Genomic DNA, 24,408 nt, shown 5'->3' on the forward strand with positions numbered 1-24,408 from the left:
CGTTTGGTGCGTATCTGGGTCACACCCCGGGTTTCTCCATCCGGCCGGAGGAGTTGCATGCGCGCGCCGATGTGTTGCGCGGGCATGCGCGGACGGTCGCGTCGCATGCCGCTGAATTCGAGTCGAAGGCTGCGGGAGTGAGCTTCGACTGAGCAACCGGATCGTCAAGGCGCCGGAGCACGGCACGGAGAAGCCAGGCAAGACCCTGGCCAAAAATGCGAGCAAGGCAGTCCAGGACCTGTACCACGGGGCGGGCGACCGGCTGAAGAAGGTCGCCACCAACCACACCGAGAACGACGCCGGACACGCCGCGGAACTCGACAAGCTCCTCAAGGTCCACCAATGCGGTGACCCGGTTCGAGTACGACACCGAGCACCGGATGACCGCCTGGGTGGACTCCAACGACTCCCGCCACGAGTACACCTACGACCACCGCCACCGCTGCACCGCCCAGTCCGGCGCCGAAGGGCATGTGGCGAACCGCTTCACCTACGGCGCGCCAGATGCGGAGAACGACCACGGCACCACCACACTCACCGACGGGCAGGGAGCCGTCGCCCGGTACCTCATCGATGACAGGCTCCAGGTCGTTGCCGTCACCGACCCGCTCGGCGCCGTCACACATTTCGTCGGAGGCGACGACTCGGCGGCTGCGGATCCGGGGCGACCTCCTGGTCGACGGAGTACTCGGTCCGGAGGTCCCGGTTCCGCTACTCGTCGGCCTCGGAGTCCACACCGCTCCGCTGCCCGTACCACGAGTGCCGACGGCCCTTGGCAGGTCCGGCGCGGCCGCCCGGGCGATCTTCCAAGTGACCGGCGTTGACGCGACGTTGCCGCACAAGAGCCCGTGTACCGGCCACGCCGAGCAGGCCGGCCGCTCCGCCAATGACCGCGGCCGGTAGAGGCCGACGCCACGGTCGATCTCCGCTTGGTACGGGCGGAATGCATCGGGTGCGGACGTGCTTCCGTCAGCCGACACGACCGAATCGGCGGCGTCTTTGACACCGAGTCGACCGAGAACTCGTCTCGACATACGCCGGCGCCATCACGCACCGCACCTGACGCGTCGCGGTACGGAGCGGAACAACCGTCGAGGACGGGGCAGGCGGCACCCTGGGGGAAGAGAAGGTGTGAAGGCGGGAGAGGAGGCGTGATGCGAACCAGCGACGAGATCTATCACCGGGTCCGCTGGGACCCGCGCTTCGACCCGGCCCGGTTCGTGCTGGGGATCAGCCAGCGCAGGGATGCCGTCGAACGCATCCCGCTGCCTTGCTTTGTGCCTGGGGGCGACATCCCCTGGCACCGGGTGGTGTACATCGAGGCGGACGGCGAGGTGGTCTGGGACCGGGCCACAGGTGTGGACCGCATCGACGCGTCAGGGGCCGGCCGGGTGCGGGCCCCGCAAGCGGACCTGAGCTTCGCCAGGGGCGAGCCCGCCGGCATCCTCGATGTGTTCCCGACGGCCCGCACGGCGGTGGCCTGGATCCCGCCTGCGGAGCTGTGGCCGCCGATCCAGGACATCCGCCGCGATCACGATCCGCAGATACACCGCTGGCCGCCGCACGTCAATGTGCTCTTCGGCTTCGTTCCGGAGTCCGACTTCGAGCGGGCGGCCCCGTTGCTCGCCGCAGCGACGGCCGAGACGCCGGTCTTCACCGCCCGGCTGGGCGGGGTGCGCACCTTCCGGCAGAGGGCGTACGTCACCGTGTGGCTCGATCCGACGGCGGCCGGCACGGCACCGTGGGCGGATCTGCACCGCGTACTGCAGCAGCGGTTCCCGCGCTGTCGTGGGCCCGCCAAGAACTTCACCCCACATCTGTCCCTGGGCCGGACCCGGGATCCGCGGCGAGTCACCGCCGACTGCGCCACCCGGCTCGACGCCATGACGGCGACGGTCTGGGAACTCGTCCTGCTCTCACGCAGGGGCGACGAGCCGATGAGGCCACGGGCCACGGTCGCCCTGCGCACGGGCGAGATCCGCTGGCTGCCCGCGCTCGGCCCCGAAGCACCGGGCCCGGAGGACACGGCATGGCTCTCCGCGATCACTGACAGATGAGGCAAGGCCAGGTGGGGCAAAGCGCCGCCCGCTGAGGCGGTGGATCTCGTCGTGGCCTTGGGCGGTACGCAGGTCTTGCCCCGCAGCGGCACGTCCCGCCAGGGCAGCTGCTTCAGGTCCTGGTGTAGGGCGGTTGGTCTTGATCAAGATGGGCTCGCCGCCGTGGACGGGCTGCCTGGCAAGCACCTCGTCTCCGGCGCCGTCACCGGCCGCGGCGGCCGCTTCGGCGGTCGGAGCCGCGGCCGCCGGTGCCGACAGCGCCACCCGTGGCTCCGCTGGCCGCCGACCGTCGGCCGGATCCGCGGACAGCCTTGCCGCAGGCAGCGCCGGTCGCAGCCCGACGGTCGGAACTGCCGCCGCGCACACCGACGGCACCCCCCGTGGCCCCACCGGATCCCGCCCGGTGGGCACAACCGCGCCCGCCGGTTGCGGAGGTGCCACCAGCCGTTGCCGACCCGGCCGCGGCCCGGCGGTCCGAGCCCCGGCCTCCCGTCCCAGTGGCAGCACCTGGCGCCGCCTTGGCCCCGCCGCCGTTTCGACGTCGGCGGCCGGATCGCCTGCCTGGCTTGGTGCCGGTCTCCCGGTCCGGGCGGGACGCCGTCGGTGTCGCCGGCTGGGGGACCTCGATGGTGACGGCCACACCGGACGGCTCGCGGGCACCGGTGATGGTGGTCAGTTCCGCGTCGCTCGACGTGATGCGGGCCGTCCGGGGACGGATGCCCGCGGCCGACATCAGCTGGGTGACGTCCCGCTTCTGGTTGGGCAGGACCAGCGTGACCACACTGCCGGAACCACCGGCGCGGGCCGTACGCCCTCCCCGGTGGACCTTGTGGTCGGTGGGGGGATCGCCGATCACCTTGGTGATCTGCGGCAGGAAGCCCATGTCGGTCATCTGGTCGGCTTCGTCCAGCACCGTGATGCGTACGCCGTCGAGCCGGCAGTCCCCGCGTTCCACGAGGTCATTGAGCCGGCCGGGAGTCGCCACGAGCACCTCGACACCGCGTCGGAGCGCACCGGCCTGCTTCATGATCGACAGCCCGCCGACCACAGTGGTCAGCCGGAGGTTCACCGCCGTCGCATAGGGCGTCAACGCGTCCGCCACCTGCTGGGCGAGCTCACGGGTGGGCACCAGCACGAGGGCGAGCGGAGCCTTGGGCTCCGCACGCAGTCCGGCCGTGCGAGCCAGGAGCGCCAGTCCGAACGCGAGGGTCTTGCCGGATCCGGTGCGTCCGCGTCCCAGCAGGTCACGACCGGCGAGCGAGTTGGGCAGCGTGGCGGCCTGGATGGGGAACGGGGTGGTCACGCCTTGTGCGGTGAGGGTCTTCAGCAACCCCACGGGCATGTCAAGAGCGGCGAAGTCCTCGACGGCGGGAAGTGCGGGTGTCGTGCTTTCCGGCAGCTGGAATTCCCTCGGCGACGACGCGGACGGCGAGGGCGACGAGGCGCGCCGGTTCGACTTCTGGAGCCTGCGGGACATGCAGTTGTTTGCCTGTCTGGAAACAGCACAAACCGGGGTCCGCACCATGACGGTGCGGACCCCGGTGAGCGGAAACGCGTCCGGCGATTAGGCGGGGACGATGTTCTCCGCCTGCGGGCCCTTCTGGCCCTGCGTGACGTCGAAGGAGACCCGCTGGCCCTCCTGGAGCTCACGGAAGCCCTGGGTCGCAATGTTCGAGTAGTGGGCGAAGACGTCAGGGCCGCCGCCGTCCTGCTCGATGAAGCCGAAACCCTTTTCGGCGTTGAACCACTTCACGGTTCCCTGTGCCATAACCATTCTCCTTCTGTAGGCAGAGGCCCCATCCGGAGATGCCGGAAAAAAATAATGCACCTGAAGGAGAAACATTCCCGTCAGGCGCACACAGATTCATGGGTACCACAACTGCAACTCCAGAACCTTAACACAGCTCGGCGGCCCGTGGTGGATCATCGAGGCGCGCGCCGGGTTCCTCAGAGCCTTTCGATCATCGTGACGTTCGCCTGGCCGCCGCCTTCGCACACGGCCTGGAGTCCGAACCGGCCGCCGGCGGCCCCCAGTGGGTGGCCGAGGGGGCGCATCCGCCGTGAAGTCGCGACCGACGAGGTCTGGCACCTGGCCGGCCGCGGCCTTCGCGAGGCCAAACCTCCTCGGCCGTGGCCGGCGGGGCGCCAGGCCCAGTTCACGAATGAGGCGGCGGACCAGCTCCGGACCCTCGGCGACGCCCCAACGGTCCAACTGGGCCTGGATGCGCCGGTGCCCGTAGGTGCCATCGGATATGCCGAAGCCAGCAATGCCTCGCACGACGCGCCCTGATACGCCTCGGCCAACTGGTGGGTCGTCGAGGTGGAGTCCTTGTGCGTATCGTCCAGCTTCTGCGCGAAGTCCCGTACGTGGGTCGCGAATTCGCGGACCTTGTCCTCGTTGATGTTCGGCCGGTTCCCCGATGAACTGAAGGGACGACACACCTCATCAGGCAGCTCAATCGCCATACGGAATCCCCCTGCCATTTACATCCCCCTTGGTGGAACGTGCCGCCTACAGGGCATCAGGCTTGCGCTGCCGGGTTCGCGACTACGACCCGCTCTACTTGCAGGATCGGTCCGCCATGAGCGCGTACGCGGACTTCCACGCACGGGCAAGGTTCCCGAAGGCACAGGCCGGGCAACGGGTCGACCTCAAGCCACACACGCTCGCACGACCAGATTTCGCCACGTTCGTGCACCTGTGCTCTGGTCACGCCCCCTCGCCTACTGGGCATCCCGACCCATAGATGGAAGGACTCTCCAGCTGGTGTTGGCGCTCCTCAGCTCAATCGCGAAGGGACAACCGGCCGCACAGGCGGAAGCGGCGCCTGGAGGCGGTCGGCTTGCCGTGCAGAGGAAGCGACTCCGACACGGCCCACAGACGAAAGAAATAGCGGTGCGCCCCGTGGCCCGGCGGAGGCATCGGACCGCCCCAGCCCGGCCGGCCGAATCCGTTCGGCCACTCCTGACCGCCGGGAGGTGCCCCCCCTTCCGCCGCACCGCTGCTCCCCGGATCGATCCCGGTGACCAGCCAGTGCAGGAACGACCCGCCCGGGGCATCGGGGTCCTCGCAGAGCAGGACCAACTCCGACGCATCGTCCGGTACCGTCGACCAGGTCAGCGGTGGCGAGAGATCGTCGCCCTCCCCGCTGTGGCGTCGAGGGATCACCCCATGGTCAGCGAACGCCTCGCTCCTGAGCTCAATTCCCGTCATGTGCGCGGCTCTACCCGCAACACTCCGGTCGACACCAGTCCAGGTACGCAGGACACCCGATCGGCCGGGTACGTCGACCAGGGGGCCGGGAACCTGTAAAGGGACGCCTACGGAGTACGAGATGCCGACGAGAATCCTGCTTGAGGGACGCCCCGGCGTGGGCAAAACGACCGTTGTCCGCCGATTGGCGGGCCTCCTGCACACCCGCAGGATTGTCGGCTTCACTACGGAGGAGATCCGGCAAGGGGGCACCCGGACCGGGTTCACCCTGGAAACGCTGGAGGGCGGTCTGCGAGCCGTACTCGCCCATGTCGACTTCCCAGGTCCACCACGAGTGGGCCGGTACGGCGTCGACTTGGGCGTCATAGAGCGGCTCGCGCTGCCACCGCTCAGGTCGGCGGCAGCGGATCCGGTACCTGGAGAGTTCGTGCTGATCGACGAACTCGGCCGCATGGAGCTGGCCTGCGCCGACTTCCAGGACGTGGTCCGGTACCTGTTCGAGGCCGACATCGACATCACCGCCACGGTCCACGCAAAGAGTGACCCGTTCACCGACGTCCTCAAGAAACGCGCCGGCATCGAACTCGTCCAAGTGACCCAGGCAAACCGGGACGCCCTTCCCGAGGCCCTGGCAGCCCGGTTCGAGAATCCATGACGACCGTCACCTGGGCACCGTCGTGCATCCACCAGCCCTGGTGCGCTCCTGTACGTCTTGCACCAGGACATCGCCTGGCAACTCCTCCCGCTGGAGCCGGGGTTCGGGTCCGGGCAGACCGGCTGGCGGCTCCTGGACCGCTGGCAGCAGGCCGGAGTCTTCGAGCGGTTGCACCGAATCCTGCTCGCCGACCTCAACGCGGCTGGCGAGCTCGACTGGACCCACGCGTGCGTGGACGGCTCCCACGTGCGCGCGAAAAAGGGGGAGCCGCGACCGGTCCGTCGCCGGACGACCCGGCCCGCCCCGACGGCGGCCGCAGTGCCTCCTGGGCGACATGGCGTACGACTCGAAGGCTGTGCGCGGTGAGCTGCGACGCCGCCGCATCCAGGCGGTGATCTCCCGCAAGGGCTCCCCGAACATCACGGGCCTGGCAAGCTCCATCCCCAAGCTCTCGGCTTCGCTTGAGCAGGGGAGACCCCATCCGTCGTCGAGCGGACCTTCGCCCTGCTCCACCAGTTCAAACGCCTCGCGGTCCGCCGGGAACGAGGTATCGAACTCCACCGCTCCTTCCTCTCGTTGGCTTGCAGCCTCACCTGCTGGAGACGCCTCAAGAAGACCGGATCATGATCGCGTTACGAGCTCGGAGGAAAGGGTTTGAGCGAGGCGGCGCCCCGCTGCTACTTTCGTGGTGGACCGTGAAGTCGTCGTATGGAGGTGAGCCCCGTGAACACAGTTACCCATGGGTGCTCCCTCAACCCGTCACGGTCCGGCGGCTGACGTTCGGTGTCGCCAGGAGCGCCTGAGATCGAGGCACTCCTGGAAGGAGACTCCGATGGATACGAAGCCTTTTGCATCTGGCCCGAGCGAGAACGCGGTGATGATCACGCGCGTCGCGGACAGGCAATGGCATGCACTGGATGACGACCTGGTGGTCGGCCGCGGGCATGCGGTGCACCGGCCCGACGGACGCTTGTTCGTCAGCATCGACGCCTGGCACGACGCCACCTTCGACCGGCTCGCCGAGGCGATGCTGGCGGAACTGCCGGCGCCGCTGTACACGGTGGTCGACGAAGCCGACGTCGAGCTGACGGCCGGCTGGCGGCGGGCCGGTTTCACGATCCGGCGCCGCGAGTGGGAGTACGTCGTGCCGACCGACCCGCGGGTCACAGGGCTCGAAGCAGTCCTGCCGCCTTCGGGCGTGACGATCGTGCCCGCCGGTCAGGCGGACGAGAGTCTGCTGCGGGCGGTGGACCGCGCGATCCGTGACGAAGTCGAGGCGACCGTCGGGTGGCAGTCGATGCCCGCGGAGGTGATTCCCCACCCCGAAGGCGACACCATCGTCGACCCGTCGAAGTACGCGGTGGCCGCGGCGCCGGACCGCTACCTGGGTCTGATCCGGGTGGTGACGGTGAACCGGCCGCGCATCGGGCTGGTCGCGGTCCGGGCCGGCGAGCAGCGCCGCGGCATCGCGCGGGCGCTGCTGGCCCACGCGCTGGGGACGCTGCACCGCTCCGGGTCCGCCGCGGCCTGGACCGAAGTCCACGAGTCCAACCAAGCAGCCTCGGCGCTGTTCGAGGGCATCGGCGCCCGGCCGATGAGCAGCAACCTGGAGCTGGTGCGATGACGAAGAACAAGAACGTCATCGAAGTCGAAGGCAAGGTCGTCGAGTGCCTGCGCAGCGCCATGTTCACCGTGGAGCTCGACAACGGCCACCAGGTGCTCGCGCACATCAGCGGGAAGATCCGCAAGAACTACATCAAGATCTATCTGGAAGACCGGGTGCTGGTGGAGCTCCCGCCGTACGACCTGACGCGCGGCCGGATCGTGTTCCGGTACCGGAACTAGCGGCAGTCGGCACCTTCCGCGGTAGCTGATCCTGGGGCCCCGGTCACGACGTTTCCATGACCGGGGCCCCGATGATGGCTCGCACGGCCGCGGCGGACACCACTCCAGCCGCCGCCAGCAGGTCTGGCCCGAGCCGAACCCCGGCTCCAGGGGCAGCAGTTGCCAGGCGAAGTCGTTGTGCAGCACGTACAGGATGCCCTGTAGGCACAGCCGGTCCCGCACCGGCCGCGGGCCAGGAGCCTTCTCGGGCCAGGACGGCAGCAGCGGCGCGATCAGCGCCCACAGGTCATCGTCCACCAACACGGCCGAACAGGGCCGTTCAACAAGATCGTGTTACGAGCTCTTACCAGGGCACATATGCGAAACCGGCCGTGCGCAGGCTCGCCTTCGGCGTTCACCTCACCACCCGGCAACCGTGCCGTCCCCGGACCGCACAAGCCGCCTTGCAGTTGGTCCTCGCTGCCTACGTCGCGAGCAACACAAAGTCCCAAAGCCTCGACACTGTCGAGTCCCCTTCACCCGCACGGATTGACGCGACTGCCCACCACGCTATCCGTCCATGACAGTGAAGTCGTCTCACCAACCACCAACTGCTGGAGGTGACCATGACGTCGGACAACTGCTGCCTTCCGCCACCCGGTGACACGGCGTCATGGGCAGCCAACTGGCTCCCGGGACTGGCCCAGTGGATGCAGGTGCGGTGCCGCAGCGCAGCCTCAGGTACGTCGGCGTCGGCCGGCGCCGACGTACTTGTGAGGGTCTGAGCTGTCTTGCGGTTGACCGGATCCCAAGTCCGGGAGAGAGCCGCAGTGCCGAGCAGGCGGTGGATCTCCCGGCCGGCAAGGTCGTGGCCGAACCTGAGTCCTCGCCCAGCGCTGGTCAGCGTTGCCGGCCGGCCCGCAGCGTCGTAGGCCCATCGGCTCTCTACACCACTGGGTGTACGGCGCAAGGTGCGTCCACCAAGGCTGTCGTATCCGAACTCGATGAGTGCCGAGCCCTGTTGCTCGGCCAACAAGCGGCCTACGGGATCTCGTAGCTGAGGGCGAGCTCCGTGAAGCCATTGGCTGCCTACAGCAGACGGCCTTCAGCGTCGTAGTGGTAACGCGTTGCGCCAGCTTGCGAGTCCTCGCGAACCACGCGGTCGAGCACGTCGCGGGTATCTGGCCGCTGATACCCCGCAAACAGAAAGGATCACGATCGGCTGACCGCGACCAACGCGCACGACCGAAGGGAGGCGCAGAAAATACAAACACCCGCACCCGGCCGGAGGCCGAGGCGGGTGCCAGTTGCGCGTGCCCGCGAAGCGAGCAACATGTACAGGATGTGTCATGGTGTCCGAGGGGGGACTTGAACCATACGCACATGCCGGTGATGCGGGGCGAATTGCAATTGCCGTAGCCCAGTACGACCGACACGCGTCTATCGCGCGCCGCGCAGGAAACTCCCTCCCCCCACCGCAAGTCAGTGCTCCGCGGGCGACTGTTAAAACACTCGTCCGAGCGAATGCTCATGTCTGATACGGGCGGGTCGCGCCCGACGCGTCGTCAGCCAACCATGGCGGAATAGGGAGATCAGGAACGCGGCCGCTGTCCCCTCCTCACCGATCGGTCTGCGCACACGGGCAGAGCCCTTCCACCACGTCCCCAGCAGCACGGTAGGGAGATGACGTGCCAGCGGCAGGCCCAGGACGGGGCGCTCAGCGAAGCGCACGCGCTCTTCACCTCGTGGCCGGAGGCACGACCGCACCATGCACCCGAGATGACCGTGGTGTCGAAACTGGTACCTGGCTCGTCGGCCCGGCGCAACGAGTACGACTGGGACGACGTCGACGCCGCCGTCACCGTTCAGGATGTGGTCAAGGCCATGGAGTCGTGTGGAGCCGTTGTGTCGGGACCCTTTGGCAAAACCTGGCCAACGACACACCGGAGCGCGCTCTTCGAGTACATCGACGGCTTCTACAACTCCCCTCGTGTCCAGGAACGGCTCGGTTTCCTCAGCCCGATCGAGTTCGAGGAGAATTACCACGCTGGCCAGGCGACGGCCGAACCAACGAACCTGAACACCCGCCAACCCGCTCTGACCAGCTGATCAGCACCTCCCGCGCAACGGGGGAAGCTCACCCAGCCGGAGCATCCGACGCCGGTCACGAGTGCCGAGTCCGGCGCCGCCGCGTGTGCGATTCACCGTCACGACGGCGCCTGACGACGGTCGCAGCAGGCGCTACGGGGTCCCCAGGCACCGCTGCCCAGGGGGCCCTTCGGTGTTCAGGGCCCGGCCCTTGCCGTAGGCGACGCCACCCGGACTCAGTCGCCCCCGTCGTGCATCAAGCCGGCGGGCCCGGCGAGGTGCCACGAGCGCCGGTGCTGCGCCTGTTGGCCTGCGTCGGGTGCCGGGGCCCCGGATCGAAACCTTACTGGGGCCGGTCGAGGTACCACCTCCACCGCGCGTTTCCGTTGGTGATCTGCTTGAGTGAGACGTAAGCCTTCGTCGCGTTGTCCTCGTTCAGGCCCTCATTTGAGTGGTACGCATTCCTGATGACGACCCTCGTGCCGAAGCGAAGGATCTCACCGTTGTCACTCACCTTGCCGCTGGTGGTGATATTGCCGCTTCCGGCGTTGAGGCTTGATCCGGTGATGGCTCCGTTGTTGGCGATCCCGTAGGTGGCACCGGCCTTCAGACTGGCCCCCTGGACGGTTCCGCTGGTCGTGATGTTGCCGGAGCCGGCGTTGAGGCTTGATCCGGTGATGGCTCCGTTGCTGGCGATCCCGTAGGTGGTGCCAGCCTGCAAACTGGCCCCCTGGACGGTCCCGCTGGTCGTGATGTTGCCGGAGCCGGCGTTGAGGCTGGATCCGGTGATGGCTCCGTTGTTGGCGATCCCGTAGGTGGCACCGGCCTTCAGGCTGGCCCCCTGGACGGTTCCGCTGGACGTGATACTGCCGGAGCTGGCCTCGATCTGGACGGTTCCTGCTTCGTTGGTGATGGTGCCGTTCACGATGAGCTGGGCCATGACGATGACGTCCTCCTCGAAGGTGGTGCGGCCGTGGAGGGTGGTGGTCTTGTTGCTGCTGTCCGCGGTAAGGGTCTGGGGAACGTTGATCCTCTTGGCGGTGAGTTCCTTGGCCACGATGGTGGGTTCTTTGACGGTGACCGTGGTGGACAGGTAGTGGTGCTGGTCGAATTCCTTGGTGTCCGGGTTCGGCGTTCGCGCGTCGAGGACGAATGTGGTGGTGTCGGTGATCCCTTCGATCTGCACGCTCTGGCCGGTGACCTGCTGGGGGTCCCGGCCGTCGTAGGACAGCCAGTACTCGGTCTCGTGCTCGCTGCCTTCCCAGCGCAGCGTCGCGGTGCCGTTGTTGGGGATCTGTGGTTGTTCGCAGGAGAAGGCGCGGAAGAAGAAGAAATCGTCCACGGCCTTGGTGATCGACACGGTCCAGTCCTCCTCGTCGAGTTGGTTCGTCGCGGTGGACGCGGTGAGGGCCAGCGACGCTTCGCCGGGCAGGCGGCCGACCGGGATGGCGTCGAGGATGAGGGTGAAGTGGGCGGTGTCGGTGAAGATGAATTTCCCGCCCGGGCCCGACGGCGTGCACACATAGGTGGCCCGGTCGCCGCTGGGGGTGATGCTCCAGCTCCGGCCGCTGCTGGAGTGCTTGTAGTCGATGTTCCCGGGGTTGCTGGTGAGGTCGGTGTTGCTGTCACCCACGGGGAGGGTGACGGTGATCCGGGTGCATTCGGCATCCGGGACGCCTGCGGCCTTGGTGAACCTGAGCCGGATGACGCCGAGTTTGGTCTTGCTGGCGGTGGAGACCGAGAGGGGCGCGGGGTCGTCGGGCACGGCTTCCAGCAGCCGGTCGGCGGTGATACTGCGGGAGTTCATGGGGGACTCCTGAGGCGAGTCAACGTGGAGCGGGAACCTGCGGGGGCCGGGTCAGGCGATGACGGTGACGTCTCCTTCGGCGCGGGCGGTGAGCGCCTGCGTACTGGCGTCGTCGCTCCGGGCGAGGAACGTGTCGGTGCCGCCTTCCCGGACCGCGATCCGGCCGGTGGCGGTGAGACTTGCGGCCTCGATGTCGGGGTCGGAGACGGTCACGGTGGTGGACTGGTAGTGGTGGACCGTCTGGGCTGACGAGTTGGTCGTCTGCGCGTCCAGGACGAACGTGGTCGTGCGGCTGAGCCCGGCGAACCCGGGCAGGTCGGCCGTGTCGAAGCTGCAGTGCCGGGTGGCGGGCACGCTGATCCTCTCGGTCCGGTCGTCCCAGGAGAGGTGGTATTCGGTGTTCTCCGGGCTGCCCGTCCAGTGCAGGGTGATGTGTTCGCCGTTGCCGACGCGGGTCTGCTCACTGGAGAAGTTCTCGAAGACGAAGGCGCTGTCGGCCTTCTCGAATCCGTCCAGGCTTGTGGTGTGGTGGTCCTCACCGCCGTCGGCGATCACCGTCTGCGTGATCCCGAGGGTGGCCGCGCCGGGTGTCTGGTTGACCGGGATGCTGGACAGGATCAGGGTGAAGTCGCGGGAGCCGTCGAAGACCGCCTCCCCCTCGTCCGGGGTGCACACGAACGTCACGGTGTCGTCGTCGGAGCGCGTCTGAGCGCCTTGGTTGACCAGGAAGCGCCTGACGATGGCGTAGCCCTCGTTCGACGGATCGACGACGGTGAGAATCCTCAGGAAGCGGGCGCGCAGTGGTGGATCGAAGACGCGCTCGATGCGCGAGGTGTCCTGGACGGGATCCGTGTCGAGGTCGTCCCAGATCAGTCCGTCCATGGACGACTGCAGACGCAGCATCTGGACCTTGTAGCGGTGGTCGATCCCGGTCCTGATGTCCAGGTTGACGATGTCCTGGCCGACCCCGTAATCGACAACCAGGGCGGAGTCCTTCGGAACGAGTCCGCCGGTTTTGTAGTAGAGGTCGTCCCGGGGGTCGAAGATGTTGGCGAACCGGTGGCCGGGAGCCTCACCCCATTCGGGAGCGGTCGGCACGGGGGCAGCAGGCAGCCGGAGGACGGACCACGTCGCGCCGGTGCTGTCACGCGGGTAGTCGTCGATGAGCATGTAGTTGGCGCGCGGTTCGTCGTTGACCAGGTCCGTGGCCGCATCCCCGCGGGGCAGCGACACGCTGATCCCCGTACAGGTCACGTCCGGGGCCGCGGCGGGTTTGGCGAAGGTCAGGAAGATGCTGCCGCGCTGGACCTCGGTGGGTGTGGAGACGATGAAGCGCGTGGGCGGGGTGGTCTGTGAGGTGACCGACAGTGGTGCGTCGGAGGTGGTGGGATGCACGGTAGGTCCTCCCGGGGCGGATACGCCCGGACTTTGGGAATCGGGGTAGTCAGGGTCGGTCGACGGCAGGAAGACGGACGGCAGGTGTCAGCTCGTGGCGGTGGCCGGATCCGGACGGATCAGGACCGGCCGTCGGGCGCCCGCCGAAGGGTGACCGGCAGGTCGGTGCCGCGGCGGGTGTACGTCCCGGAGCCGGTGGCCGTTTCGTCGGTGATGCGCAGGGCGACGGTGCCGGGTGAGCCGGTCAGCGGGATGCGGTCGAGGATGAGGGTGAACGTCGCGGTGTCGTCGAAGGCGGCTTCGTGGCGCGGGTTCTCCGGGGTGCAGACGAAGACGGTTCGGTCGCTGTGGGAAGTGCTCTTGCGGATGTGCCAGGTACGGCCGCGCGGGGCGGCGTACGTGGCGTCGATGCGGTCGGGCCGGTTGGTGAGGGCCTTGGGCCCGTTGCCGGTCGGGACCTCGACGGTGATGCCGCGGCAGCCGGCGTTCGACCTCACGGCTTCGGGGTCGCGGGTGACCGTGATCTCCAGCCGGCCCTGGCGGGGATGGCCGGGGGCGGCCTGGGTCAGTACGGGCGGGAACGTGGTCAGCGTGTAGCGCAGGGGTGCCGTGACGGCGGGCTCGGTCATGCGGTGACAGTCTCCTGATGTCTCGTCAGGAACGGGGCGTGGGCTCCGGGCCGGTCTGCTGCGTGGCGGGGTGGAGCTGGAGGTAGCCGGCGCGCGCGGTGGGCATCGCGTCGTCGGGGTGGACGAGGTGGTCGGCCGGGATCAGCAGGCGCTCGTCCCAGTCGAGGTGCTCGGTCTCGGTGGCCTGCGGCTGGGCCCAGCTCCAGGTGCCGTGGCGTGCCGAGAGCGGCGGGACGACCAGGGCCGCGTCGTCGGGGGCACAGGTGGCCCGGAAGGTCCGCATGCCGAAGGTGCCGTCGGCGTCGGTGGTGAGCCGCAGACGCAGGTAACGGGCGGGGACCGGGGTGGCGAGGGCGTGGTCGTTGGCCGGCTGCCGAGTGTCGAAGTCCCGTGGTTCCCAGCTGCCGTCGTCGCCGGAGACGGACGACTCCAGGAGCGGGGTGCCCGGCCAGTCGCCGCCTCCGGCGGTTCCGGTGTGGAGGGAGTATCCGGTGAGCTGCCGGGCGGAGCCGAAGTCCAGGGTGATGGTGCTGCCGGCCGCAGGAACGTCCAGGCTGCGGAACTCCGCCGAGGGCGACGCGCTGTCGGAGATGTTGCTCAGCGGGTGGTCCGGGTCCTCGGTCATGGTGGTGCTGAGGCTTCGCCGGTTGCGGGTGGTGGCTAGGAGCGGGTTGAGGCGGAAGGAGGCACGGACGGCGGCGAGTGCCCGGTGGACGCGCTCCGGGTCGAGCCGCAGCGAGTGGACCGGGAGGATGTCGGTGGTGGCGTGGACGGGCAGGTGGGGGTGGGCGAGCAGGGTGACGTGACGCGTGAACGGGCGGGTGGTGGGCCGGGCGGGCAGGGCGAGGTCGCTGCCGTTGGTGGTCGCCCGGAGGTAGTCGTGGTCGGCAGCGGGATCGAGGGCGCGCAGCAGTCCGTAGTCGACCGGTTGGCCGGGATCGGAGCCGAAGTAGCCGATGAGCCCGTCGTCCAGGGCGTGCGGGTCGCCCAGCCGGATCGCCCAGTTCTCGTCGTACTCTGTGCCGCCGGACGGGTACAGAACGGATGGGCCCAGAACGGTGTCCCAGGACGGATCGGCCGGTAGCTGGTGGTGCAGTTCGATGTCCAGGGTGGCATGGACGAGCGCGACGGGCCGTCCGATGAGCAGGCCGGGCAGCCGGCTGTCCTCGGCTGCGGGGTCGGCGATGGCGCGAAGGCTCTTGTCGATGGTGGCGACCAGGGCTTCGAAGGCGCCGGCGGAGTCGTCGCGGTCGAGCAGGCCGGTCAGGAAGCCGGCCAGCTGCGGGTGGTCGGTGGTGAACCGGGGGTCGGTGCGACCGGTGTACGGGGAGTGCGGGAGCGGCGTGTAGGCGGTGACCCGGGTGTTGTCGCTCGTGGTGATGGTCCGCAGTTCGCCCAGGGCCTGCCCGGTCGGGCCGTACACGCCCAGGGTCCGGTCGAGGTGGTTGACCAGGAGCAGGCCCGCCAGGCCGTCGGCCTGGCCGGACGGCGCCTCGGTGATCGCCAGTCGGGTGTCCTGGAGGATGCGGGGCGGGAGCTGGACGAACCGCTCCGGGTTGACCAGCCGGGGCTCGGTGTAGAGGTCGCGGCTCGGGGCCACCGAGGGGGTCTTCAGGGGGTACTGGTCGTACCAGTTGCCTCCCGCGCCCGAGGTGACCAGGTCGGCACAGCGGCCGAAGCGGTCGACGATGCGCAGGTCGGTGAGGAAGAACTGGCCCGCGCGTACGGGCTGGAAGCGCTTCTGGTGGGGCCCGCCGGCCGGGTCGGGCACGTGGTTCTGCTGCCCTGTGAGGGCGGCGACCTCGGGCTCGGTGGGCACTTGGGCGCCGCCGTCGAGTTGCAGTAGCCAGTCGTTGAAGCCGTCGAGCGTCTGGGACAGGATGTCCAGCGGTTCGAGCTCCCTGCGCAGTGCGGCCAGGCCCGCGGTGTCGGCGCTGGGGTAATCGGCCCGGTAGCGGGCCAGTTGTTCGCGCAGCACGTAGACGGTGGTGGGGGCGAGGTAGGCGCGGGAGCGGAAGAGCCGGTTGAGGACGTCGCCCTCGCTCTCGAAGTCGGCTTTCAGGGTGCCGGTGCCGTTCCAGAGGTAGCTGTAGGAGTCCAGTCCGCTGTCGGGCGGGGGCGCGGTGAAGGTCCAGTGGTAGCCGTCGGCGGTGTGGTACGGAGTCGGGAAGTAGTTCAGCTTCCACATCAGCAGCATCGGCAGCCAGGGCTGGCGCCATGGCGCGCAGTACTCGGCCAGTGGGCCCCTGGCATGGGTGGCGGGGTTCTGGGTGATGGTGTGCAGGGCGGTGTGGCCGTTGTCGGGGGTGCGTGCGGCCTCGTCGAGGAGGGCGAACTCCCTGAGCAGGTCCGCGCAGGCGGCGGGCAGTCCGATGATGCCGGGGTCGGGCGGGCTGGCAGGCGGTTCCGTCCAGTCCGCGCCGATCTTGACCTCGGTGAGCAGGTGGGAAGGCAGCCGGCAGGGCAGCGGGTTGTCGCGGTCGCGGGTGAGCGGGACGGTACCGCCGCCGGTGCCTTCGATGAGGAAGGCGGGGTCGGACGGCTTGTAGAAGTTCTCCTGGGGGAGCCGCTTGAGCTGGAGGTGGTCGGCCAGGCCCTTCGCTGTGGCCCACGCGTCGATGGCGTCCTGGAGGTCCTGTCCGTCTGCCGCCTCGGGCATGTGGTGCCGGAGTTCGGCGAGCCGTGCCAGGGCCTCGTCGGCCTGTTGCGCCGGGCCGTCGTTGGCGGGGTTGAGCAGTCGGTCGCACTCGGCGTCGAACTCCGGGGGCAGGTCGTCCGGGCGTTCGCCGGCGGGCAGATGCCGCAGCCAGTGCAGTGCCCAGACCCGCCACTGGTCTTCCGTCAGGTGTCGCAGGACGTGGTCGTACTCGGTCTGGGCCGCGTTGAGTTCGTCCAGGGGGAACGGCTCGTCGTCCGCCGTACCCGAGCGTCCGGAGGCGGGCTCCCGGTCGTCGCGGGGGACGATCTGCCAGGTGTGTCCGCCGTCGCTGCCGGAGAACCAGCTGCGGTGGGTGACCTCGGCCAGGTCGCGGTCACCGTCGGCACCGTCGAAGGTGTCCAGCGTGCCGTGGTAGAGCGCGCTGAAGAGCTGGGCGGTGCGCGACGAGCGGGTCTGGTGGCCGATCAGGGTGGTGGCGGCCTCGCCGGTGCTGTGCCCGAACGCGATCTTGATGTGGGTGGCGTCGGGACGGTCGTCTTCGGGGGCTTCGCCGTCGCGCTGCCATTCCAGGCCGAGCGCGGTGCCGTGGTACAGGCTTCGACTCGTCTGCGGGGCGGCGGTGACCTCGAAGCGCCGCACGGCGACGGGCCCGGGCCCGGCCTCCAGCATCCACAGTTGGACGTAGCGGGCGGTGACCGGCTGCTCGGGCGTGTACTCGATGACCGGGGTGCCGGCGTCGAAGTCCTGGTGGTGAGCGGATGGCCAGTCCGTACCGTCCACGGAGGTCTGTACGCGCACGGCGGGCAGCGGGTGCCGATCGTCGGAGTCGCCCACCAGCACGTGCAGCGAGGTGACCTGCTGGACGCTGCCGAGGTCGACGGTGATGCGGTCCGAGCGGACGGGCGCCTTCTCGCTCAGGTAGTAGGTGTCGTCCTGGTGGTCGAGGGCGTTCGCCACGTCGTGCCCGGCCACGGTGCCCATGCCGCCCTGGACGGTGGCGGTGCGCCCGGCCACGGTCCAGCCGAGGGCGGCGATGACGTCGGCGGCCACGTTGCCGTCGGCATCCGGGGGCAGCAGCCCGGGGATGCCGGCCGCGACGTTGAGGATGTCCTTGTCGGTGTCGCTGTACCAGCCGACGACCAGGTAGCTCAGGGTGGCGTCGGGCGGGTAGCTGTCGCCGTGGGCCGGGTCCTTGAGGTCCTGGAGGTCGTCGTGGAGGGAGAAGACGTTCTCGTGGTAGGGCTCGAAGGCGGCGAAGCTGGGCAGGCCCGCGCCCACGGCGGTCAGGAACGGTTCCCGGTCCCCCGGCGGTTCCTGCCAGGGGCCGCCGGCGAGTTTGTGGACGCGGCCGAGCCAGTCGACCTCGGGGGCATCCGTCCTGCGCGGGTTGACGAAGCTGTTGATCACATCGTTGTCGTCCCAGAGGTCTCCGTCGTCGTCGGAGTACAGGTAGTCGCTGTGCACGACCCAGCCGACGGCCTTGGGGACACCACGCACCCAGGAGTAGCGGACGACCAACCAGCGGTTGGGCACCAGGGGAAAGTGGGTGTCCCCCTCGCCCTCGGCCACGAAGCCGTCGGTGAGCGCTTCCGGCAGCTCCCACTGGACGTGCACGCCCTCGAAGGTCTCGTCCGCGCCGACCTCCTTGGCCCCGCTGAACGCCTCCGGTTCGGCGGCACCTCGACCCTCGGCGTCCGGCAGGGTGCCGAGCATACGGTCGAAGCTCGGCTGGTAGCGGTGGAACGGGTGCAGGGTGCGCACCTTCCGGTTGGCCAGCAGGGCGTGGACCTGGACGGGCACGATCAGGTCGGTGTCGCTCACGTGGTCTCCTCGGCGGTGGGCGCAGGCAGCAGGAGCTGCTCCAGCGGGGCGTTGACGAGTTCCAGGGCGAGCTGGCCCGGCGACAGCTCGCCATCCGCGCCGCAGGCGGCGGACAGCGCCGCGACGAAGCCGTCCGTGCCGTGGAGGTCGAGGACATCAGGCAGGGCGCCGGGACGGCCGGGGCGCAGATGGTCGAAGACGGTGCGCCCGCTCGCCGGGTCGGGGAACTCGGTGCCGGTGGGGTAGCCGATGTCGTCGCCGGTCAGGTGGCGCAGGCTGACGCGCTGTTCGGAGTCGATGCCGAAGTGGATGCCCTGACCGGGCTCGCGGATGGTGACGCTGTCCGGGACGTCGTCCCACAGCACCAGCAGGATGTCGGGTGCCAGGTGGTCGCGGCGCAGCTCGCCGACCTGCTCGCCGCCCCGGGTGGCCAGCAGGTCGAAGACGGGCCAGGCGCGGACCAGCTCGGAGTTGATCAAGAGACCGGCCGCTGGGAACCGGCTGCCGGGAGCGCGGGCCAGCCGCTCGCGCAGCAGCGGGTCGAGGTCGCGGTCGACGGAGGTGTGGGCACCGACGTCGGTCGCGCCGGCCACCAGTGCCTGGATCCAGGCCTCGTCAATGCGGAAGGCCCGCAGGCTCTCCGGTGGCAGCAAGCGCGGGTCGGGTACCAGGTGGTTGAACGGCACGCCGCGCAGCAGGGCGAGACGCTCCAGCCACTCGGGCATGGTGGGGGTGCTCGCGGTGACCACCGCGCTGAGCGACTGCCGGGCGCGCGGGTCGGCGAGCAGCGCGGCTGGTTCGGCGCGGGCGGTGCGCGTCGCCGGTACGGGAACCGGTTCGGGGCGCAGGTCGGCTCGCAGAGCCTGGACCAGGCGGCGTCCCAAGCCGGCCGAGGAGAGTTCGCTCAGTGCCATGGCGGCGGGCCGGGCGTCGGGGTCGTGCCGGGCGCGGTCGGGGTCACTGCCGAGCGCGGCCAAGGTGGCGGCGCGGTCGGACAGTGCGCGCCGCGCTGCGACCGCCTCGGCGCTGTAGTCCGGATCGGCGAGCGCGATGGTGCGGCCGAGCGTCCACGCCGCCGCGTAGCTGACGTCGAACACGCCGTACTCGCGGTCGTAGATCAGCGCGTGGTCGGCGGTGGTGTGCGGGCCGTCGAGGGTCGCGGTGGGAAGGGGTGGCGTGGTGAGCGGGCTGAACGGGCCCCGGTACCAGGCGTAGGTGGCTTCCCCCGCCAGGGTGCGGTGGGCGACGGCGCTGTAGCCGTGGTGCAGCCGGGTGCGTGCGTACTGCTCCTCGGGCGTGGCCGCCGACCCGGATGCAGGAGTGTGGCGCAGCGCAAGGTTCTCCGGATCCTCGGCGCCGGGGGCGACGAGGCCGCGTAACAGCGTGCCGGGGTCGAGGGTGCCGTCGGGGGCGTTGGTGAACGACCAGGACCACAAGCTGCACAGCCGTACGTGCTCGCTGCCGGGAAGGCTGCCGGGGGCGAGGCGACCCAGGTGGCCTTCCAGGGAGACCAGGTGTACGGCGTAGGTGCCGGGGGTGCGGGGGAAGCGGTTGGCGGCGACGACGGCGTACTCGCCTTCGGTCAGCACCTCGCCGTCGTCGCGGAGCTGGGGCGCGGTGCGCACGTCGCGCACGTGAATGAGGTGGAAGAGCTCGTCCTCGCGTGGGACGACCGCGTGGAAGACGTCGACCGGCACGTCGATGGTGCGGCAGGGCAGGTCGTCGTCGATGTCTCCGGACAGCTCCGGCCCGGCGGTGCCCGCTTCGGCGGGGTTGCGGAGTTGGCCGATGGGGCGGGTGGTGAATTCGCCCTTGGCGTCGGGGTCGTCGACGGCCTCGCTCTCGGCGAGGACCAGCAGCGCCAGCCAGGGTGCGGGGACCGTGGCCCGTCCAAGCAACTGGCGCTCCCACGGGAGGATCGCCCGGTTGAGCGTGATGTGCGGCAGGACGTGGGTGTAACGGCCTGCCGCTCCGGCCGCGGGGTAAGTGGCGTGGACGGAGGTGGGGTCGAGGTGGAACCGGGCCGCGCGGATCTCGTAGCGGCCCTCGGCTCTGGGCAGTTCGGCCGTGGCGTCTACAGGCCGGCCGTCCTTGGTCAGGCGGTGTTCCACCGTGATGGTGTAGACGCCGGCTGTGGTCGCGGGTGCGAGGTGGTCGTAGAACGTGACGTCCAGGTCGGGGCGGGCTGGCACGGTGGTCACCTCGCGGCTTCGGTCAGGAGCGGGGCATCGGTCAGGGTGGTGCCGATCAGCCGGGCGGTGCGGGTCAGTGGGCCGTCGCTGCCGGGGGCCAGGCCGAGTGCGGCGAGCGCGTCGTGCGCCCGGGTGCGCCGGCCCACGGTCCCGGTCTCGGGATCGGTATCGTCGAGAGTTTCGCCGATCAGCGCGATGCTGTGGGGGTCGGCGACCGGGGAGGAGCCGGCCACCGTCTCGTCACGCAACGGCATCCGGCCGGGAGGCAGGCCGTCGACGTCCAGGGCCTCGGCGGGTACCGGTCCGACGCCGAGACTGCGGGTCGGTCCGGGCACCTGGATGGTCAGCCCGGTCAGACAGCCGTCGACCAGGCCGGGCTGGTCGAGCGCCTGGTCGGGTTTGGCGAGCGGCTTGCCCCACAGCGCCTGCGGCAGGCCCTCGCGGGTGGCGGTGACCGTCCAGCGGGCACATTCCCAGCCGTACTGGTCGCCGTGCTGGTCCAGGATCCGGACGACCTGCTCGGAGACGACGCCGGTCAGCCTCATCGGGCGGATGTCGATCCGGGCGTCGTCGCTGCCCGCGAAGAGTTTGCCGTTGAGGGTGATCTTCGAGGCGGGCAGCGCGGATTCGACGGCCACGGTGAATCCGTCGATGCGCACCAGCTCCGGTTCGGCGGCCGCCGTACGGGCCTCGGACTCGGCCTGGGTGACGTCCGGCAGCTCGCAGCCCTGCTTCAGGACGGTGCGGGAGGGTGCGGGCAGCTGGACGTGGAAGTCCTCCCATTCCGCCGGGGGCGCGCCCTTGCGGTCGGAGCCGAAGCCGAGGGTGAAGGTGATGAACCAGACCTTCACCCGGGCCCTGCCGCCGACCGGCGGCAGCCACAGCTGGAGGTCGACCCCGACCTCCAGAGAGATGCGTATCCGCACGAACAGCACCTTGACGGTGGCGGCGACGCCGATGCTCAGGCCCAGCGCCAGGTCGGCGTAGAACGGCTTCCACTGCACCAGCGCGTGTACGTAGGCGGTGAACCAGGCCCGCAGGTTGATGCCGTGTCCGTTGTCGTAGACGGCGGCCAGCTCACCGCCGGCCATGAACGCCCCGTCGGTCAGCGCCGCGTACGCCTGGGCCCGGATGGACACCGGGCCGCGCTCCCACACCAAGCCGATGCGCGGCGGCTTCGGGTAGTACGCCGGCACCCGGAACCGGGGGTGGTAACCGCCGGCCGAGAGGACGAAGCCCTTGCGGACCCCCTGGGCGGGCAGGTCCTTGCCCCACACGTAGAAGGAGATCCCGCCGGTGAGGGTCGCCTGCGGATCGAGAATGTACGAGCCTCCGGCGATCACGGTGTCCATGGAGAAGCGGCCGAGCGCGGAGTCGTAGGCGAAGACGAAGTCGACGATCACCTTGCCGAGCGGGCCGCCCAGGGACAGGCCGAGGTCCGCGGCCGGCGCGAACGCCTTGCTCTCGTCGGGAACGGTGGTGGGTGGCAGTGCCAGTGTGGTGCGTCCTGCCAGCATGGCTTTCCAGCCGGCCTCGCCCCACTCCACCAGGGCGATCGCCCTGGCCTGGATGAACCGGTAGACGGTGAACTCCATGCCGCCCGCCACCCAGTACTGGCCCTGGGCCGGGGTCACCCAGCCGCCCGGGCCGACCAGTTCGTTCATTGCCTGGGCCGGAGTGAGCTTCTCGACCTCGCCACCGGGCCCGGGCGGGCGGGCGCCCAGCCGGTTGACCAGCGGGAAGTGGTTGACCTCGCTGGTTGTGGGGATGCGTACGGTGCTGTTGATGCCGAAGCCGAGGGCGATCCCGGTGAAGGTGACCGGGCCGACGCTGAACAGGCCGTTGACGCGGTTCTTGCCGGCCACGAGTTCGGCGTAGGCGAAGATCGAGTCCCAGCCCGCCTGGTTGCGGGCCCAACTGCCGGCCAGCTGCAGGCTGATGAGGTCCTGGATCTCGATCCGGCCTGTGGCGGCGAAGGCCAGCTCGAACTTCGGGCCCAGGTCGAGGCGCGTGAACGCTCCGGCGATGGCCACCTTGGGTGGGCCCGGGCGCTCCAGGGCCACGCTCGCGCCGCGCAGCTCCGGGGTGACGTTCCAGTCCTTGTCCACCCCCAGCCCGAGCCCCAGGAGTTCCACCGTCAGCGGGCCCACCGTCATGGTGGCGTCCAGCGCGACGAAGAGACGGCCGAAGGCGTAGCCGAGCCCGGCGCGGTGGAAGCGGACCGGGCCGATGGCGAACCCGCCCAGGTCCTGATCCTTGGCGGGCTCGCCCTTTTCGGCCGCCCGCTCACGGCCCAGTACGACGATCCCGCTGCCGGCCGGTGCGTCCGGACGTCGGACCAGGGAAAGCAGCGCCACGCCCCCGGCGGTAATCGACGCGCTTATGGTCGTGCCGCGCTCCAGAGGCTGCTCCAGCAGCACGAGGGGCAGTCCCCGACCTTCCCCCGGCAGGCCCTCCATGAGCAGGTTCAGCCTCTTGACCTCGTCCACCGGCAACTGACGGGCCGCGTAGACGAAATGAACCGTGTCCACCACCAGATCGCGACTCGCTGGAATGCGCTCGCCCAGCAGAGGGAGATCCGACGCCCTGGCCTGCACCTTGCCTTGAACGGCCACCAGCCTCGTGGCCGATGCCCCGCTCAACGCCGGCACCGACGCCAGCACCAGCCTCACAAGACCCACTTCCGCCGACATCGCCAGCGAACCCTGTTTCGAGGTTCCGGCGGGGAAGCGGTACAGGAACGAGGCGGCATGGAAGGCCGGGACAAGAGCCGCTACGTCCGGAGGGATGTCGATCCCCATGGCGTCGGCCACGAGAGCCAAGCTCAGGGCTTCACCGTCGTCCTCCAGCGATGCGCTCAGTTCCCAGGCTCCTGAGCTCGGCTTGTCGATGGTGCCCTGGAACGCGAGCAGGATGCGTTCGCCTTCGTCGCCACTCTGCGCGGGCGCCTCCAGGACCAGGCGCGCTGTGTACTCCTGGTCGTACCCGTGGCCGCCGGACCGCTTGGTCAGCGCCACGGTGACGTCGAGGTCGGCGGTGATGTCGCCCAGTTGGAGCCGGGTGTCCACCTCCACCCGGAACCCGGAGCTTCCGACACTCCTGTCATACGCCAGCGCAAGGCGCACCACGGCGATGTCCTTCAAGAAGGGCGGCAGGTCGGCGCCGAAGAGCCCGAAGAACGCCTCAGCGATGTTCCCCTCCTTTCCGGACTCGGGCTCCACGATGAACTCAAAACTCTTCTGTCCCGCGTCGAAATCGAGCATGCAGGTGATGAGGAGCGGCTCCCCGCCCTGGACGGGGAGCTCCGCCTGGGCATAGACCTCACGGACGGCAGCCCCATCCAGCATGCGGATCTCGTAGACCAGCAGGAGGTCCTGCAATCCGATGTCGCTGAGGACCGATGCCACGGGATGATCCTTCAGCGACACGGCGATCTGGACACCGACGATTTCGGCGTCGTCAGCCACAGATTCCGAGCCATCGGCAGCAAAGAACCACAAGGAGATCGCCGGCGCATCCGGGGCAATGGTTCCGCCGAGACACAGATTCTCCGCATCCGGGTCGATTCCCGTGAGGCTCTCCCCGACGGCGAACCAGTCTGCGAGAGCCTTGACATTCACCGCTTTCTTGAGGTCCCCCAACCCGTCCGGGAGCCCATCAGGAAGAGCCAGCTCCCGCCCCGAAGAAATACCGTTCAGCCATTCCCGGAGCATGCCGACAGTCATCGCCACAGCGCATTCCTCCCGAACATTTGACCAAGCAGGGCGCGGGCCACGGTAAGCATTGAACGCGAAGCGCCAGCGAACAGTACCAGCGCCAGAATCAATCCACATCGGAGGTAATTGAGTCAGACGGAAGGCGGTAACCTCTGATGCTTTTGTCGATTTTCGCAACAGAATCTAACTATTGAGCACTATATTGACATTCAAGGCGATCTGGCAGCACTGATCCCCTCAAGGCGGTCATGGATCTGTATCGAAATAGATCGAAAAGTGGCTTCCGGAGAGCGAAGAGTCGGTAGCTGAACGTCGCGCGATGGCGTCCAAAAACGGCCTCTCGCCTTCTCG

General features: G+C 69.2%; 19 protein-coding genes and 3 pseudogenes. 7 read left to right on the top strand and 15 right to left on the bottom strand.

What is annotated here, in order from left to right; all coding sequences use genetic code 11:
* Positions 1–19 precede the first annotated feature (19 nt).
* A complete protein-coding gene (locus ACFVT2_RS04260; RefSeq protein WP_390011931.1) occupies positions 20–403 on the bottom strand; it encodes a hypothetical protein in 384 nt (127 codons plus the stop codon).
* A gap of 751 nt (positions 404–1,154) precedes the next feature.
* Here ACFVT2_RS04260 and ACFVT2_RS04265 point away from each other — a divergent pair.
* Positions 1,155–2,057, top strand: a complete 903-nt coding sequence (locus tag ACFVT2_RS04265; protein ID WP_390011934.1) for an RNA repair domain-containing protein — start codon at positions 1,155–1,157, stop codon at positions 2,055–2,057.
* Between the two features lie 202 nt (positions 2,058–2,259).
* Here the strand turns inward: ACFVT2_RS04265 and ACFVT2_RS04270 are convergent, their stop codons facing one another.
* Positions 2,260–3,399, bottom strand: coding sequence for a DEAD/DEAH box helicase (locus ACFVT2_RS04270; protein WP_390011937.1), 1,140 nt, complete (start codon positions 3,397–3,399; stop codon positions 2,260–2,262).
* A gap of 43 nt (positions 3,400–3,442) precedes the next feature.
* Here ACFVT2_RS04270 and ACFVT2_RS04275 point away from each other — a divergent pair, with 43 nt between their 5' ends.
* A complete protein-coding gene (locus ACFVT2_RS04275; protein WP_390011940.1) occupies positions 3,443–3,625 on the top strand; it encodes a hypothetical protein in 183 nt (60 codons plus the stop codon).
* On the opposite strand, the gene ACFVT2_RS04280 is transcribed toward ACFVT2_RS04275, so the two are convergent.
* The 4 genes and pseudogenes from ACFVT2_RS04280 to ACFVT2_RS04295 form a co-directional block, all read right to left on the bottom strand.
* Complete coding sequence (locus tag ACFVT2_RS04280) at positions 3,622–3,825, bottom strand: cold-shock protein (protein ID WP_030069301.1); 204 nt, start codon at positions 3,823–3,825, stop codon at positions 3,622–3,624. The two genes, ACFVT2_RS04275 and ACFVT2_RS04280, sit on opposite strands and share 4 nt — an antisense overlap.
* 179 nt (positions 3,826–4,004) lie before the next feature.
* Positions 4,005–4,147: pseudogene (locus ACFVT2_RS04285) on the bottom strand (acetyl-CoA C-acetyltransferase); the annotation flags it as partial.
* Positions 4,148–4,191: 44 nt separating this feature from the next.
* A pseudogene (locus ACFVT2_RS04290) lies at positions 4,192–4,497 on the bottom strand (IS3 family transposase); the annotation flags it as partial.
* A 345-nt stretch (positions 4,498–4,842) separates the two neighbouring features.
* Positions 4,843–5,271, bottom strand: coding sequence for a YbhB/YbcL family Raf kinase inhibitor-like protein (locus ACFVT2_RS04295; RefSeq protein WP_390011942.1), 429 nt, complete (start codon positions 5,269–5,271; stop codon positions 4,843–4,845).
* 121 nt (positions 5,272–5,392) lie between these two features.
* On the opposite strand from ACFVT2_RS04295, the gene ACFVT2_RS04300 reads away from it, so the two are divergent.
* From ACFVT2_RS04300 to infA, 4 genes are all read left to right on the top strand, one after another.
* Positions 5,393–5,926 carry a nucleoside-triphosphatase gene (locus ACFVT2_RS04300; protein WP_390011945.1) on the top strand — a complete coding sequence of 178 codons (534 nt, stop codon included), beginning with the start codon at positions 5,393–5,395 and terminating at the stop codon, positions 5,924–5,926.
* Positions 5,927–5,974: 48 nt separating this feature from the next.
* Positions 5,975–6,292: a transposase gene (locus ACFVT2_RS04305; RefSeq protein WP_390012244.1), complete on the top strand. Its 318-nt coding sequence runs from the start codon at positions 5,975–5,977 to the stop codon at positions 6,290–6,292.
* Positions 6,293–6,758: 466 nt separating this feature from the next.
* Positions 6,759–7,550: a GNAT family N-acetyltransferase gene (locus ACFVT2_RS04310; RefSeq protein WP_390011948.1), complete on the top strand. Its 792-nt coding sequence runs from the start codon at positions 6,759–6,761 to the stop codon at positions 7,548–7,550.
* Positions 7,547–7,771, top strand: coding sequence for a translation initiation factor IF-1 (infA, locus tag ACFVT2_RS04315; protein WP_390011950.1), 225 nt, complete (start codon positions 7,547–7,549; stop codon positions 7,769–7,771). Before ACFVT2_RS04310 ends, infA begins: the two co-directional genes overlap by 4 nt.
* 117 nt (positions 7,772–7,888) lie before the next feature.
* On the opposite strand, the pseudogene ACFVT2_RS04320 reads toward infA, so the two are convergent.
* From ACFVT2_RS04320 to ACFVT2_RS04330, 3 genes and pseudogenes are all read right to left on the bottom strand, one after another.
* Positions 7,889–8,074: pseudogene (locus ACFVT2_RS04320) on the bottom strand (transposase); the annotation flags it as partial.
* Positions 8,075–8,234: 160 nt separating this feature from the next.
* Positions 8,235–8,786, bottom strand: coding sequence for a hypothetical protein (locus tag ACFVT2_RS04325; RefSeq protein WP_390011953.1), 552 nt, complete (start codon positions 8,784–8,786; stop codon positions 8,235–8,237).
* Between the two features lie 53 nt (positions 8,787–8,839).
* Complete coding sequence (locus tag ACFVT2_RS04330) at positions 8,840–8,920, bottom strand: hypothetical protein (RefSeq protein ID WP_390012246.1); 81 nt, start codon at positions 8,918–8,920, stop codon at positions 8,840–8,842.
* Positions 8,921–9,433: 513 nt separating this feature from the next.
* On the opposite strand from ACFVT2_RS04330, the gene ACFVT2_RS04335 reads away from it, so the two are divergent.
* A complete protein-coding gene (locus tag ACFVT2_RS04335) occupies positions 9,434–9,859 on the top strand; it encodes an IS3 family transposase (protein ID WP_390011955.1) in 426 nt (141 codons plus the stop codon).
* Between the two features lie 322 nt (positions 9,860–10,181).
* Here the strand turns inward: ACFVT2_RS04335 and ACFVT2_RS04340 are convergent, their stop codons facing one another.
* The 6 genes from ACFVT2_RS04340 to ACFVT2_RS04365 all read right to left on the bottom strand — a co-directional run bounded on the left by ACFVT2_RS04340 (position 10,182) and on the right by ACFVT2_RS04365 (position 23,748).
* Positions 10,182–11,645: a hypothetical protein gene (locus ACFVT2_RS04340; protein WP_390011957.1), complete on the bottom strand. Its 1,464-nt coding sequence runs from the start codon at positions 11,643–11,645 to the stop codon at positions 10,182–10,184.
* Positions 11,646–11,696: 51 nt separating this feature from the next.
* Positions 11,697–13,040 carry a hypothetical protein gene (locus ACFVT2_RS04345; protein ID WP_390011960.1) on the bottom strand — a complete coding sequence of 448 codons (1,344 nt, stop codon included), beginning with the start codon at positions 13,038–13,040 and terminating at the stop codon, positions 11,697–11,699.
* A 119-nt stretch (positions 13,041–13,159) separates the two neighbouring features.
* Positions 13,160–13,669 carry a hypothetical protein gene (locus tag ACFVT2_RS04350; protein ID WP_390011963.1) on the bottom strand — a complete coding sequence of 170 codons (510 nt, stop codon included), beginning with the start codon at positions 13,667–13,669 and terminating at the stop codon, positions 13,160–13,162.
* A 25-nt stretch (positions 13,670–13,694) separates the two neighbouring features.
* Positions 13,695–18,149, bottom strand: a complete 4,455-nt coding sequence (locus tag ACFVT2_RS04355; RefSeq protein WP_390011966.1) for a discoidin domain-containing protein — start codon at positions 18,147–18,149, stop codon at positions 13,695–13,697.
* Positions 18,146–20,341 carry a hypothetical protein gene (locus ACFVT2_RS04360; protein WP_390011968.1) on the bottom strand — a complete coding sequence of 732 codons (2,196 nt, stop codon included), beginning with the start codon at positions 20,339–20,341 and terminating at the stop codon, positions 18,146–18,148. The genes ACFVT2_RS04355 and ACFVT2_RS04360 overlap by 4 nt, the downstream gene beginning before the upstream one ends.
* A gap of 5 nt (positions 20,342–20,346) precedes the next feature.
* Entirely contained in the window at positions 20,347–23,748 is a 3,402-nt protein-coding gene (locus tag ACFVT2_RS04365; RefSeq protein ID WP_390011971.1) for a DUF6603 domain-containing protein, read from the bottom strand.
* Positions 23,749–24,408: the final 660 nt, after the last annotated feature.

Origin of the sequence: Streptomyces sp. NPDC058000 (assembly GCF_042886435.1) — a bacterium.
Classification (GTDB): domain Bacteria; phylum Actinomycetota; class Actinomycetes; order Streptomycetales; family Streptomycetaceae; genus Streptomyces.